The sequence below is a fragment of the Devosia albogilva genome, assembly GCF_042685625.1.
In the GTDB taxonomy this organism is placed as follows: Bacteria; Pseudomonadota; Alphaproteobacteria; order Rhizobiales; family Devosiaceae; genus Devosia; species Devosia albogilva.
In genome coordinates this window covers 1,195,134-1,208,303 of the sequence record NZ_JBHUNP010000001.1, presented here as the reverse complement: position 1 = coordinate 1,208,303, position 13,170 = coordinate 1,195,134, and the positions used below count along the sequence as shown (strand labels likewise).

Sequence of the window (13,170 nt, the reverse complement as noted above, 5' to 3'; positions counted from 1 at the left end):
GGAGAACGCCAGTAGGCGGATCTGAGCACAGCAGGCCCAAAAGGAGCTCCAGCGCCCAACCGTCGCCCGGGCCTTCAGGAACTTCGAAGCACTGCCCGCTCGAGCTCGGGGACGCTTGTAGTGAAGTCCTTTACGGCTTGCGAGAGAGCAGCTGAGGATTGGATTGAGTAGTGGGTCTGTCCCGGCAAAATGGCTAGTCGATGCTGATTCATTCCGGAAGTATCCCACCCAGCATCCCGCAGACCGCCTCCCAGTCTGGAGAAGTACTCGACCATGTGGCTGGGTGCGACCGCGTCCCAGTCACCGGATACCAGCAGCGTCGGCGCCGGAAGTCCTCTTTTCAGCGCTTCTCCGTGATCATAACCAGCTGAGGCAGCGGCCATTCTACCCAAAGCCAGATGGAGCTTCGGCCAATTCGCATCAGGGTTTTCGGCAACCCTTACATACATGTCATACAGGGGCGTCCCTCTCATCGGATCGATGCTGTTTGCGCCGATGGTTAGTAGTGCGGCCTGCGTGGTATCGTGCCACCCGCCCCACGAAAACGGCGCAGAAACGATCACCAGACGGTCGACCACATTTGGATGCCGCAGCGCAACTTGCAGAGCGACTTCTCCACCCATTGAGTAACCAAGGAGATTGGCCCGCTCGTAACGTAGATGCGCAATTACCGCGACGACGTCGTCGGCGAAGCTGGCGTGAGACATGGGCCGATCGAAGGGGGCAGTTCGACCATGACCCTGCAAATCTACTCCGATGACCGTGTGATGTTCGGAAAGTTGTTTGATCATATGGTGGAATGTTTCGATCATCCCAAATCCACCATGGATGAGCAAAATCGGCCTGCCGTCGCCATAGGTTTGATAGTACACTTCGCCACCAAACACAGGCGCGTAGCCGAAGGACTTTGGCTTCATCATTGATAGCTCCAATTATTTGGCCGCCCACTTGGCGGCCATAGGTTCAGTGCGCTGCCGTGCCGGACAACCGTGATGCGATCGCATCTTCGCCGGCCGGCCCATGTCGCTGCTCTAGGCTGGGTGGCGCGCCAGCCTGGCACGCTCCGTGAATGTCACCTCTGACCTGAGCCGCTGCTCCTGGCCGCGTGGTCATGCGCGATTGACCATCTGAAGCAGCGGCTCCGTCGACCGGGGACCTCCAAGGATTGGTATTATTCGGAGAGCCTACGCCGAGCCAAATAGAGCACCGTCGTGATGTTGCGAGTAACGCTGTTCCCGAAGTCCTCTCGTGCAATCCGTCCGAGCTCAGCTAACACGGCTTCGCGATCTGAACGTAGGCTGACGTTGGAGTAGCTCGCGTAAAGGTCCACGACCTGGGATCCGTTGAGAGTGACTGACCATGTGCTTTGATGTACCTCTATGCTGTCAAAAGCTTCAGCGGCCCTCAATGCAGAGACGCGTGCGTCTACATCCGCCCCGAACTCCAGGTGAGGATGACCTCGATTGGATGGATTGGCAGGGCCAGAGGCGAGCAGGTCTAGAGTAGCTTCGTGAAAGGGATCCCGTCTGTTGGGATCACCATAGATGTTCCAGAATGGAGCCCACCAACCTCCCGGACGGATAGCGTCGGCAATCCTCCGCAACGCCGAGCTCTCATCCAGCCAGTGGAATGCAGTAGCGCAGATGCCCAAGTCGAAAGAGAGGGGGGGCAGATCGGCGTCCTCGAAAGCACTGTTTACGACCCGAAGTGCCGGAACAGCCACACCTTCCGAGAGGAAGGCTGCCAGTCGAGGGTCGGGTTCAATAGCGACGACCGGGTTGGCGCCCAAGGCCAAAAGCTGCCGCGTAGCTTTTCCAGTTCCCGCTCCGATTTCGAAGGCAGCAGTGCTTGTACTCACACCGCAATATGATGACAGGCACTCGAACACCCACGCGGGATAATCTGGCCGCGCCCGATCATAGCTAGCGGGATCAAGGCCAAAGGCTACCCGTCCAGCACTTTTCAAGATTTCTGAGGTGATCACCTTCTAGCTCCAAGCTCGTGCCATACGAGCTTATTCAGCGCCAAGTCCGGTGGGCAGGCTAAAATGTGACTCTTTGGTCTCATTTGCCCGTTGACACGAGACCTTTTGGTCACCTATGGGGGTTTACATGGATGACGTGTTTAAAGCCCTCGCTGACCCCACCCGCCGGGCATTGCTCGACGCGTTGCAAGAACAGGACGGGCAGAGCCTAAGTGCCTTGGAAGCAGCTCACGGAATGTCTCGATTTGGAGTGGCCAAGCACCTCAGGGTGCTGGAGGCCGCCGGACTCGTGGTTGCGCGGAAACACGGTCGCGAACGCCTTCATTTTCTGAATACCGTCCCCATCGCGCAGATTTACGACCGCTGGGTATCGAGGTTCGCAGCCCCATGGGCGGAGGCGCTTGTCCATTTAAAATCGGAGCTGGAGACGACTGTGCAAAAGGTATTCGAAATCTACATCAAGGCCTCTCCAGAGAGGCTTTGGCTCGCGCTAACCGATCCTGACGCGAGGGCCAAGTATCAGTTCGGCCTTCTTTTTTCGCCTGAGTTCCGTGCAGGCGAGCCTTACACTGCGGTCGGAGGCGGTCGAACCATAATATCAGGCGAGACGCTGGAATATGCCCCCCCAAAGCGGCTTGTTCAGTCCTACAACGCGCATTGGAATCCTGGAGTCGCATCCTACGCGCCTTCCAAGGTTACCGTTGAGATCGAGCCGATCGGAGACTCCTGCAGGCTCACCGTTATCCACGACATGCTACCGGAAGATGCCAATCCAGAGCTCTACGGGGGGTGGCCCATGATCCTGTCTGGTCTCAAGACCTTGGTTGAAACTGGAGAGCTTCTGACGACGCCAGGATCTATCCGCTGGGGCCATGGCGAGAACGCTCCATGAGCAGCAAAGTAATGTCGAAGCTTAGTAGCCGCCCTTTTGTCTTCATCTCAGCTGGCTTGGTGCTTGCGGCTCTTGCCATTCCGCCAGTCGCCGTGGGCGCAATTCTCTGGCCGGCGAGCGAAGCAATTTTGCGACCGTCTGGGCCAGGTGGCGTAGGTGAGATACGTAGCTGCTCACAGCTAGCAATGCAGGCATGGGGCACGGATTGCGGGCGCTTGAGCGCGCGAACGGACATTGAGAAACTCCCGTGGGAGGTTCAGTCGGACAACGAGTACATGCTCAGCGGCTGGATACTTCGCTCCAACACTCAGGACGAGTACCGAAAGGTGTTGCTTTATGTACCTGGTGGCGGCAGCGACCGAAGGGAAGCCAGTCGGTACGTCGATCTGGCACACAGCCTCGGGTTCGACTTGGCGTCCTTCGACCCGGTTTGCCACGGGATCTCGCCGTGTATTGGGCACGGAGTGTCGTACGGCGATAGAGAGTCGGTGGATGTCAGATCTGCGGTCCAGCAGCTGACTGCGAGCTACCGGCATGTCGTTGTGATGGGAAGCTCTGTCGGCGCATTGTCTATTTTGAGGGCGTTGCCGTCGACGCCCGGTGTTGATGGCGTCATTCTCGAAAACCCCATGGAGAGCCTGTATCAGCTGCTCCGGGATGCTCGTGAGTCGGAGGGGCTACCCGATTGGATGGTGGCTAGCCTTGCGGGTATAGTGCAACTGCGCGCTGGGTCGTCCGCGGCGCCGTCGGCAGTTGAAGCTTTAAGGATGGCCGACCTTCCACCATTGCTGTTCATCCACAGTAAGTCTGATCAACTCGTTCCATACAACCACACCGTTCGCCTAGCGGCCGAGGTTAGGGGAGAAGTTGAGATCTGGCTGCCCGAGCAAGGTGATCACGGCCAGGTTTGGAACGCCAACCCACTGGAGTTTGAGGGTCGAGTACGTCGTTTCCTTGCGCACCTGAACTGATTACCCGGTGCAGGAGGCTCTCACCCTTATCCCCCTCCCTGAACACCCCTGAACTGCCAAACACCCCAGGTAAAGCCATGGCTGCTCACAAGCTCAAACTCCTGAAGTCTGACATCCTGCTTGGTGAATGTCCCCGATGGCATGAGGGGCGCTTGTGGTTCGCAGATTGGGTCGGACAAGCGATCCATGCTGTGGACGAGACCGGAGGCAGCGAAGTCCAGCTGAACCTTGCCTCGCTACCGATCTCCTTCGATTGGCTACCGGATGGCACCGTTATAGTCGTCAATGCCACGGCCAAGAAGCTGCAAAAGTTGAACAGCGGCGCCCTCGAAGATTTCGTGGACTTGGGTGGAGCTGAACACCGTTACAACGAAATCGTCGTGGACGGCGCAGGCCGCATCTACCTCAACAACGTGAACTTCGAATTCCCCGGTGGTGATTTTCGCCCCGGCTTCATCGCGCTCGTCCACCCAGATGGGTCAGTCGTTCGGCAGGTGGGCGACTTGGCCTTCCCGAACGGCATGGTCGTCACACCTGATGGCGGCACCCTCATCTGTGCCGAGTCGTTCAACGGGAGACTCACTGCGTTTGACATCGCGAGCGATGGCGCCCTGAGTAACCCGCGCCTCTGGGCGCAACTCGAGGGCCAAGGCGGCGACGGGATGTGCATGGATGCGGAGGGAGCTATTTGGATCGCTGCAGGTGCTCGGTGCGTCCGAGTCGCCGAAGGAGGGCGAGTTCTGGACGAGGTTCCCTTAGACCGAATGGCTTTCGCCTGCATGCTAGGAGGGCATGATGGTCGGACCCTGTACATTTGTGCCAACGAGTGGACCGGATCAGTAGACGTTGCTGCTCGTACCGGCAGGCTATATTCCACAACAGTCAGCGTTCCTCACGCCGGCTATCCGCGCTCAGCTTAGGCCCTAAGACTTTTGAGCATCGCCACCGCAGATGGGTGGACGAGAGCCGGCACGCGAAAGTGGCAGAGAACGGTACAGTTCTGTCATTTCTGCCACGGCATGGAAGTTGTATTTTCCGGCCAGATCAAGGGAACCAAACATGACCGAAATTGCGCGATCGACACCCGAGGAAACAAGCTCGTCACTGAACTCACTTCAACGATGGGCAAAAACGTTGCAGTGGTGGCCCTCACTGGCTGGAGCCGTAGCCGCTGGCGTATTCGCTTTTGACCTCGCTCAAGGTCGAGATTTGGCGCCGGTAGTTACGGCATCCGCGCTTATTTATCTTGGTGCTGCGGCTCTGCAGAAGAAGAGTTCGGCGTGGCCTCTATTCTTTGCAAGCCTGCTTCTTGGCGGGCTGGGGTCATTCTTGTTTGACCTCAATGCGGCATGGGTGCTGATCATTCTTGGTGGCCCGCTTCTCGCTTATGGTGTCGTGAAAGGCGGGTTCATCCGCCCCATGAGCGGACTGCCGCTTCAGACCATCGGAATGCTAACCTTTAGTGCGGCGGCTCTGGTCGCGTTGGCCGTTGAGCCCAAGGTGGGCGCCCTTCTAGTAGCTGTGGCTCTCTTTACCCACGCCGCGTGGGACGTCTACCACCATAGGGTGGATAGGGTCGTATCTCGGTCGCTATCCGAGTTCTGCTTCGTCCTGGACACCGCGCTTGGCATAATCATCCTGGTCACGATCGCATAGCCATTGGTGGGTAGACAGCGATGGATGTGCCGCGCCTAGAGACGGACAGATTAGTGCTTCGTGCCCATTCGCCAGACGACTTACACGAGTGCTTGCGGCTGTGGAGCAATGAAAATGTGACGAAGTACATCACGGGCCGCCCCTCTACATCTGAGGAGGTCTGGGGCCGCATCCTTCGCTACGCCGGCCATTGGCAGCTGCTTGGCTACGGGTACTTCCTTGTTGAGGACAAGTTCAGCCAAGCACTAGTGGGTGAAGTGGGTATAGCCCATTACCATAGGGACGTGTTGACGTCGTTCGGTGAGCCCCCGGAAGCCGGTTGGGCTTTGCTGCCGCGGTACCAGGGCTTAGGTCTCGCGCGTGAGGCTCTTACTGCAGTTCTGTCATGGGCGGAGAAGAAGGGGCTGCGGAAGACGACCTGTCGCATAGACCCTCGAAATCTCGCCTCCATCAAGTTGGCGAAACGATTGGGATACGAGAAGTACGACAAGGTCACAGTAGGTGACCTCCAGTCAGTCCTTCTTCAGCGTGGGTAGGGTTGAACAAAGCTGGCTTGAACGAATGCGATCAGGAGAACCGGTGAATTGCCGAGCAAAAGACGCCAGCTTTGGATCATCGATGCACCCAGCAACCTTGGGCTTATGCCACCTGCCAACTCGCGTGAGCCCGGCACACGTTTCGCTCCGCAGGCCTTCAGAGATCTTGGTCTTCATCAAGCCTTGTCGCCGGCTAAGACAACGGTTGTGGAGGCTCGGGTCTACAGCGACGACCGCGGTCGACGAGTCAATGTCCGGAATATGCAAGCGATTGCGGAGCATGCGGCTAGACTCTGCCAGGCGATAGAAGTGGCCCTCTCGAACGATGCATTCGTTCTCGTTTTGGGTGGAGACTGCAGTCTATTGATCGGATCCATGCTGGCCAATGCCCATCGCGGGTCTCCTGCTTTGCTGTTTATCGACGGCCACTCAGATTTCTACCTTCCCGAGCAGTCTCATACGGGTGGAGCGGCTGGAATGGACCTTGCTCTGGTAATGGGCTGGGGACCGGGCGAGTTGACGAACCTCGCCGGCAAAGGGCCGTATGTTGCGCCCCAAAGAGTGGCAGTTTTGGGCAACAGAGCCGGTCTGGCGATCGGCTCGGCAAGTCTGCCCGCGCTGGAGGAGACTGGTGTCTTCTATGCTCCCCTGCAGTCGCTGCGTGAGATTGGAGTGGAGCAGGCAACGAGACATGCCTTGGCCAAGATCAGAACGGTGGACGAACCCTACTGGGTGCACCTCGACGTGGACGTGATCGATAGTGCTCTTATGCCAGCAGTGGACAGTCCACAGGCAGATGGGCTGACCTGGCAGGAACTAGAAACGCTACTCGAGGTCGCACTGGACGGGAATGCCTGCGGTTTGCAGGTCACCATCTATGATCCGACTTGCGATCCGGGCTTTATCGCCGGGAAGACGTTAGTCGAGGCATTAGTCCGCGTACTCGCTCCCCGAATCTCATCGGGATGAGCTTTTCAACAGTACTATTCGGTTTGCAATTTTTGCAGTGGCCTAATGAAACACGCCATTCCGATTGACGCTGGAGCAGTCGAGACGAAGCCGAACTGAGCATAAAGACGGTGAGCCTCTCCATCCGCGATCAGGCTTACATACGAGCCATCGGGCGCCATATCATTAAGCCGTCGCATAAGACTGGCTACGATTTTCTTCCCTAGTCCTTGGCCCTGATGTACCGGGTCGACGGCAATATCGGTGACCTGAAAAAAGAGCCCATGGTCGCCAATCACGCGCCCCATTCCCACCACGCCAGTGTAGTTGCGAACAGTCACGCCCAGTACAGAGTTCGGTAGTCCGATCGCCGCACCTTCTCGGCTTTTCGGGCTAAGTCCGGTCAGTACCCGCAAACGAAGGTAATCTTCCAAAGGGGGCACTTCGTCGACTACCGCATATTCGTTCATAGCAATCGTCTTCCATGAGAATGCCAGGTGAGTTCCTGGCAGGAGCAGCCCGTCTACCGCGCGCTAGCCTGTCAGTTCGGCAGGTTGAGAGTTAGAGATTTAGACCAAAGATGGCCATGTCGTCGCCAGCCGGCCCCGTGATATCCACCCTCAACAGCCAGTTGCCGGCCATGCTAAAGCGTACCCCCTCCACAATATGCCGCTCCGCCACTTCGTCGTAAGTCACCTCGGCGGCAGCGCTAAGGCCATGACCGTGCCCCGGCATTTCCCCAGCGAAGCGGACCTCCACGTCGATCTGACCACCCTGGGGCTCCGTTACCTCTACCAGCCATGAGTGGACCTCACCGATGGGTACGGGTTCGAGGCGTGGTTTGAGTGAGACTCGGTAGAGTCCCTTGGTCGATAGTTGAGGTTCCCAGCCCGCAACTTCCGGCACAAATGTCCGAGCTGTGATGGCAAAGGCCATGCTCCCGGCCAGAATCGCCCCGACTGGGAGGATCGAGGCTGGAAACGCCCACTTTCTCATTTGTTAAAGCCCCAGATGATCGACACTCCGGTGGCACTCAGCGGAGACCTAGTGCCTTTTGCGATCATATGTGCGACGGAGTAGGCAGAAATGACAAAAAGGGGCAAGATTCTGCCAATGAAGCACCGAGTTGCAGTTGTTGTCTATCCTGGGTTCGAATTACTCGATGCCACGGGGCCAGCCTCGGTCTTTGGCAACGCCAACGGAGTACTGCCCCCAGAAACATCCCCGCTGTATGAGATCGAGTTCCTGTCGGCTTCAGGCGGTGGAGTCACTAGCAGCAGCGGTGTAAGCGTAGTCACGCGAGCGTTCGCGGAGGTAGAAGGTGATTGTTGCGAAACCATACTCGTAAGCGGGGCTGAAGCTAGCGTCATCAGATCGGCAATGCGCGACCCTGCGGTGGCTGTCTTCCTGCAAAGCAGGAGTAAGAACTGCATTCGGCTCGCTTCAGTCTGCGCGGGCAGCTTCATTCTTGCTGCCGCCGGTCTACTTGAGGGAAAGCGGGCAACGACGCACTGGGCAGCGACTGCTGCCTTGGCTACTCACTTCCCTTCGGTACGGGTGGAGCCAGACGCCCTTTACACAGCCGACGCGGGAATTTGGACATCCGCCGGTGTCACCACGGGCATAGACATGGCACTAGCGATGGTGGCGGAGGATCTGGGCACCGCCGTAGCCAATAAAGTGGCGCGGCACCTCGTCCTGTATCTGCGTCGGCCGGGAAATCAATCGCAATTCAGCCCTATGTTGCAGGCGCAAATCGCCGGCGATCACCCGTTTGAGGACCTGATCAATTGGATTCACGACAACCTTCATCGGTCCTTGGATGCGCCGGCGCTTGCGGCGAGGGCAGGACTTAGCGAACGCTCCTTCTATCGGAAGTTCAGCCAAGCTATGGGGCAGACACCTGCGTCTTTCGTCGAGAACCTGAGGCTTGATAAAGCGCGGAGTTTGCTCGCTCATGGGCACTCATTGAAGGTCGTCGCGCGGAGCGTGGGCTTTTCCTCCAGTGCCAAACTGTCCCAGAAGTTTGAGCGGAAATTCGGCCTCTCACTAGCGCTGTACCGAGAGGTCCATTCAGAGCGCCATCTTCAGGGAGGTCTTGAAACCCTACATCACGCGCAATGAAGGGCAGGACAGGCTCAGCTGCTACAACGAATCATCCAGCCGAGCCGTACGTCGGCGGTCTCCCTAGCATGGGCAGACACCAGCGCAGTTGGTCGAGGGCCTCCCTGGCTACGCGACCGCAACTGGGACGCATGCCTAGTGCCAAGTCGCGCAGCCGCCTCACCTAATGTGCAGGCGACCCTCGGCAAAACGAAGGTCGACGAAGTCCGGCAGCCAGCGGCCGTAACCTTCTGAATGCTGGCCAACCGCGATGACATGGGCACCGGCCATTTCCGCCGAGGTAAGACCTGCCACCGAATCCTCAAAAACTACCATTTCTTCGGTGCGGCAGCCGAGCGCCCGGGCAGCCGCAATATACGGCATCGGATGCGGCTTTCCGGCTACCACGTCTTCGGCGGCGATGAGCACACTAGGTACAGGGAACTCAAGGTGGCGCATCCACCGTTCAGCGATCGAGCGTTGAGCAGAGGTCACGAGCCCCCAGTCTGCCGGCGATAGCGATTGGAGCAGTTCCATCGCTCCGGGAGCCGGTTTCAGCTCATCAAGGCGCCTGTCGACGAAATCGGCAACTTGCGCGGCCTCTGCCTCGATATCCATACCTGGGACAGCAAACCGGGCAACTGTCTCTATTGCCCGGCGGCCATGACAGGCCTGGAGGATATCGGTGACATCCAGGTGGTGATGCTTCGCCCAGTGCACCCACGCTTTTTCTATCAGTCCCGTCGAGTCGATCAGGGTGCCATCCATATCGAAGGCGAGCCTGGCTGCTTCGATAACGGTGCCGCTCTCAAGCCGCATGGCGTCCCTCTGCTGTACTCAGCAGCACCTCCGCGACTTGGGCGGGCTGGGTGAGCATGACGTCGTGACCGGCATCGTTGATCTTGCCGACGAGGAAACCGAGTGAGGCCGCCTTTTTCGCCTCGGCGGCAAAAATGCCGGAAGATTGGATGAACACGCGGGGGATTGCTGACAAGGTTTCAGCGTCGAAGTCGACCTTCTGCTCCAGCGCTCCCAGAGGATGGGGCGTGAGCCGGTCGCCGACGAAGGCTTGTTGCGCCGGATCGACGATACCGAGTTCTTCAACTGTCAGCATTGGTGCAACTCTTCCCCGGTCCGCCATTTGCCCCACGTCCAGTTTGGTCAGGTCGGCGAAGGATTGCCCGGGTTCGGGAAGAAAGGCGTCAAGGTAGATGAGACACTGGATCTGCTCGGCTGCCTGGCTGGCGAGCTGGCTGATCACGAAGCCCGCGTAGCTGTGCCCTACAAGAATGACATCGGTGAGGCCCTCATAGAACAACATGGCGAGAAGATCGGTGACGTGGGTCTGCAGGGCAGTCTCGGCAGAGGATAGGTGCAGCCGCTCACCGCAGCCGGTCAGCGTGGGTGCAAACACGGAATGCCCCTCCGCGCGGAGCAGGTCGGCGACGGGCCCCCAGCACCATCCGCCATGCCAGGCACCATGGACCAGCACGAAGGTTTTCGAGCCGAGTGGGGCAGTGGCGGCTGCCACCTGCATTGGCAGCAGGCCAGAGGCGACCGCACCCGCGCCCTGGATCAGGCGACGACGGGTCGTTCGCGCATTTACGAGGCGAGACATTTCAGTATTCATCATGGAAGCGCATCCAGTCCATCGGGCTGTTTTCGTTGCGGCCCAAGGGAGCCATGTCGAGGAAATTGTAGGTTCCGATCAGGATATCGATGCCTCGAGCCTCCGCCGTGTATGTCTGATAGGTTCGGTCTCCGACCCGAGCAAACACGCTGAGGCCAGGAGTGTGGTCCATTGGGGTGCCCAAGCGAGAGAAGACCTCGCCGTGGAACTCTCTCGTTGCTCCACCGAAACAGCCGACCTGCCACCCCATACGCTGTCGGAGCGCCGCAAATTCGCGGTACGGTGCTTCGGCTACGCAGACCAGGTTGACATCGTGAGCGCGCAGGTGGGCATTCGCCGCGTCGAAGTGATCCGCCACAAACGCGCAGCCATCGACCCCTGTGCGCCAGGCCGGATGTTCAGGACCCGCGCCGGGCGGCAGCAGGAAATGATAGACAATCAGCTGACTGCGCCCGTCAAAGAGATCGGCCAATTCACTCCGGCGATCGCCGGCATCGAACGAGTGACCGGCGGGAAATTCGCGCATCGGTAGCGCTAGCCGGGCCCGCGCGATTGTGTCCCGCTGTCGTGTGAGGGCTTTTTCGGCCTCGAGCAGCCGCTCTCGCGCTGCGTGCCAATCTGATCGTGCCGCCAGCCGCTTCTTGAGCATTGTATCCTACCACTTCAGTTTGTAGAGTGGTCGAGTTGTTCAAAACCGCTTCATAAAGTCAACTGGTTTTCGCAGGTACAATGAAAGAGCCAAAATCGGGGTGCCCGATCAACCTTGGGCTGGAGGTCTTTGGAGACCGCTGGACCTTGCTGATCCTCCGGGACATCATGTTCGCCGACCGACGGTCCTTCAGGGACATCCAGGCGTCTGAGGAGTCCATTTCTGCCAAGACTTTGACCGATCGAATTACTATGCTGCTGGCGGAAGAAATTCTGGTGCGATCTGCAGACCCGGCGCACAGCCAGAGGTCGATATTGAAGCTGACCAGGAAAGGTATCGACCTTCTTCCACTGCTAGTCGACATCGCTGTCTGGAGCCTGCTGTACAAGGCGGTGGACCCTGGTTTGGCGGATATCGCTCATGCCGCTCGAGCTGATCGTGAAGGATTTATCCGCGCAGAGACGAAGCGCCTTCTAGACCGTGATCTCTAGTGCGAGCCTCAGGACGCGAGTGCCTAGACCCGCGGCATGCCAGACAACCATCAGCGTTCGAAAGCGGTCGGAACCGGCTGATCCTACCATGCCCGCCGTGCCGCCGAACGGACCGTACTGGCCCTTTGCGAGGCCAAAGGTTGGTGTTCTAGCGTGGAAGGAGGTGACCAGAGTATAGCGAGCGGTGATTTCAGGTCTGACCAGCCCTTCGGAGACGGTTTGTCAGTGAGACCCCAAGCGACCGCTAGAGTGTCGCCGGCTCCTGATAGCGGACCGACTGCTTACGGCCCCCCTAAGGCCTCGCCATGGCCACCGCAGCTCCGGTCGTGCTTCGGATAACAACAGTGGTGCTCAGTACGTAACGAACGTCCCGTATTGCTTGGTTGGATAGGATGTCTACCAATAGCGTCAGGGCGGTTCTTCCGGCTTCCACCGAGCGGTTGGAGACGCTCGTAAGCGAAGGGTAAGTTGTCGCTCCCAGTACGTCGTCGCACCCAACAACGGACAATTGTTCTGGTACGGATATTCCGCGCGCGAGAAGTTCGGCGAGCATGCCCTGTGCCGTGACGTCATCAAACGCGATGGCGGCAGTCGCACCCGACGCCAGGACGCTGGGCACGATGCGCCGGCCCGACTCGAACGCTGGGTACTCGTTGGCGATGTGGACCACCTCTATACCCAGTTGCCTCGCCGAGCGCCGCACCGCGGCGCGGCGCTGCTTGTTGGACCACGATCCCTGCGGGCCGGCGACATATACCAGTTTCCGGTGTCCCAGTGAGGCTAGGTGCCTGACCGCCTCCGCGACGCCCGTCGCGCTGTCGATGAGGACCCGAGGAATCCCCTCAACATCACGATTGATTAGGACCACCGGACGGCGGGCGGCATGATTGACGATCTGCTCGTCGCTTAGGCGCGAGGACACCAGGAGAAATCCTTCTACCTGACCGCCAAAGCGGGCGATCAGCTTGTCCTCCTGCATCGGCTTCTCGTCGGAATTGCCGAGAAACACACAATAATCGGAGCGGTCGGCCTCGGACTGTGCGGCTCGGATCAGCGGCGGGAAGAACGGGTTGGCCACGTCGGGCACGATCAGCGCGATGTTGCCGTGCTTGCCGGTGCTAAGGGCGCGAGCGGTCTGGTTGGGGACGTAGCCGAGTTCTTCGGCGGCCGCAAAGATCTTGCGGACCGTTTCCTCGCTGAGCATCTCGGGACGTGTGAAGGCGCGCGACACACTGGACTTGGTCACACCCGCAGCTTCGGCAACCTGGTTGATCGTCGGTCTGGTCCGGCGAGGCGTCATGCGCATCTGT

At 58.9% G+C, this 13,170-nt stretch carries 16 protein-coding genes; 8 read left to right on the top strand and 8 right to left on the bottom strand.

Annotated features, from left to right (window positions below; all coding sequences use genetic code 11):
* Positions 1-74: 74 nt before the first annotated feature.
* Both ACFSX5_RS06095 and ACFSX5_RS06090 read right to left on the bottom strand, forming a co-directional pair.
* On the bottom strand, positions 75-920 hold the full coding sequence (locus ACFSX5_RS06095) for an alpha/beta fold hydrolase (protein WP_386832396.1): 846 nt from the start codon (positions 918-920) through the stop codon (positions 75-77).
* Positions 921-1,171: 251 nt separating this feature from the next.
* A complete protein-coding gene (locus ACFSX5_RS06090) occupies positions 1,172-1,858 on the bottom strand; it encodes a class I SAM-dependent methyltransferase (protein WP_386835588.1) in 687 nt (228 codons plus the stop codon).
* A gap of 253 nt (positions 1,859-2,111) precedes the next feature.
* On the opposite strand from ACFSX5_RS06090, the gene ACFSX5_RS06085 reads away from it, so the two are divergent.
* The 6 genes from ACFSX5_RS06085 to ACFSX5_RS06060 all read left to right on the top strand — a co-directional run bounded on the left by ACFSX5_RS06085 (position 2,112) and on the right by ACFSX5_RS06060 (position 7,008).
* Positions 2,112-2,876 carry an ArsR/SmtB family transcription factor gene (locus ACFSX5_RS06085; protein WP_386832395.1) on the top strand — a complete coding sequence of 255 codons (765 nt, stop codon included), beginning with the start codon at positions 2,112-2,114 and terminating at the stop codon, positions 2,874-2,876.
* Between the two features lie 215 nt (positions 2,877-3,091).
* The gene (locus ACFSX5_RS06080; protein ID WP_386832394.1) at positions 3,092-3,847 is read left to right on the top strand and encodes an alpha/beta hydrolase; all 756 of its coding nucleotides are present in this window, start codon (positions 3,092-3,094) and stop codon (positions 3,845-3,847) included.
* 77 nt (positions 3,848-3,924) lie between these two features.
* The gene (locus tag ACFSX5_RS06075; protein ID WP_386832393.1) at positions 3,925-4,767 is read left to right on the top strand and encodes an SMP-30/gluconolactonase/LRE family protein; all 843 of its coding nucleotides are present in this window, start codon (positions 3,925-3,927) and stop codon (positions 4,765-4,767) included.
* A 139-nt stretch (positions 4,768-4,906) separates the two neighbouring features.
* Complete coding sequence (locus ACFSX5_RS06070) at positions 4,907-5,503, top strand: hypothetical protein (RefSeq protein WP_386832392.1); 597 nt, start codon at positions 4,907-4,909, stop codon at positions 5,501-5,503.
* A 20-nt stretch (positions 5,504-5,523) separates the two neighbouring features.
* Complete coding sequence (locus tag ACFSX5_RS06065; protein WP_386832391.1) at positions 5,524-6,039, top strand: GNAT family N-acetyltransferase; 516 nt, start codon at positions 5,524-5,526, stop codon at positions 6,037-6,039.
* 105 nt (positions 6,040-6,144) lie between these two features.
* Positions 6,145-7,008 carry an arginase family protein gene (locus tag ACFSX5_RS06060; RefSeq protein WP_386835587.1) on the top strand — a complete coding sequence of 288 codons (864 nt, stop codon included), beginning with the start codon at positions 6,145-6,147 and terminating at the stop codon, positions 7,006-7,008.
* 14 nt (positions 7,009-7,022) lie between these two features.
* On the opposite strand, the gene ACFSX5_RS06055 is transcribed toward ACFSX5_RS06060, so the two are convergent.
* Together ACFSX5_RS06055 and ACFSX5_RS06050 are read right to left on the bottom strand one after the other, a co-directional pair.
* Positions 7,023-7,457 (bottom strand): GNAT family N-acetyltransferase, encoded by a 435-nt coding sequence (locus ACFSX5_RS06055; protein WP_386832390.1) that lies wholly within the window; start codon positions 7,455-7,457, stop codon positions 7,023-7,025.
* A 91-nt stretch (positions 7,458-7,548) separates the two neighbouring features.
* Positions 7,549-7,923 (bottom strand): auxin-binding protein, encoded by a 375-nt coding sequence (locus ACFSX5_RS06050; RefSeq protein ID WP_386832389.1) that lies wholly within the window; start codon positions 7,921-7,923, stop codon positions 7,549-7,551.
* Between the two features lie 150 nt (positions 7,924-8,073).
* On the opposite strand from ACFSX5_RS06050, the gene ACFSX5_RS06045 reads away from it, so the two are divergent.
* Complete coding sequence (locus ACFSX5_RS06045) at positions 8,074-9,111, top strand: GlxA family transcriptional regulator (protein WP_386832388.1); 1,038 nt, start codon at positions 8,074-8,076, stop codon at positions 9,109-9,111.
* A gap of 159 nt (positions 9,112-9,270) precedes the next feature.
* On the opposite strand, the gene ACFSX5_RS06040 is transcribed toward ACFSX5_RS06045, so the two are convergent.
* The 3 genes from ACFSX5_RS06040 to ACFSX5_RS06030 are packed head-to-tail and all read right to left on the bottom strand — an operon-like array spanning position 9,271 to position 11,369.
* On the bottom strand, positions 9,271-9,909 hold the full coding sequence (locus ACFSX5_RS06040; RefSeq protein WP_386832387.1) for an HAD-IA family hydrolase: 639 nt from the start codon (positions 9,907-9,909) through the stop codon (positions 9,271-9,273).
* On the bottom strand, positions 9,899-10,723 hold the full coding sequence (locus ACFSX5_RS06035) for an alpha/beta hydrolase (protein ID WP_386832386.1): 825 nt from the start codon (positions 10,721-10,723) through the stop codon (positions 9,899-9,901). Before ACFSX5_RS06035 ends, ACFSX5_RS06040 begins: the two co-directional genes overlap by 11 nt.
* Entirely contained in the window at positions 10,710-11,369 is a 660-nt protein-coding gene (locus tag ACFSX5_RS06030) for a DUF899 family protein (RefSeq protein WP_386832385.1), read from the bottom strand. The genes ACFSX5_RS06035 and ACFSX5_RS06030 overlap by 14 nt, the downstream gene beginning before the upstream one ends.
* A gap of 80 nt (positions 11,370-11,449) precedes the next feature.
* On the opposite strand from ACFSX5_RS06030, the gene ACFSX5_RS06025 reads away from it, so the two are divergent.
* The gene (locus ACFSX5_RS06025; RefSeq protein ID WP_386832384.1) at positions 11,450-11,860 is read left to right on the top strand and encodes a winged helix-turn-helix transcriptional regulator; all 411 of its coding nucleotides are present in this window, start codon (positions 11,450-11,452) and stop codon (positions 11,858-11,860) included.
* 292 nt (positions 11,861-12,152) lie between these two features.
* On the opposite strand, the gene ACFSX5_RS06020 is transcribed toward ACFSX5_RS06025, so the two are convergent.
* Positions 12,153-13,160, bottom strand: coding sequence for a LacI family DNA-binding transcriptional regulator (locus ACFSX5_RS06020; protein ID WP_386835586.1), 1,008 nt, complete (start codon positions 13,158-13,160; stop codon positions 12,153-12,155).
* Between the last annotated feature and the right edge of the window lie 10 nt (positions 13,161-13,170).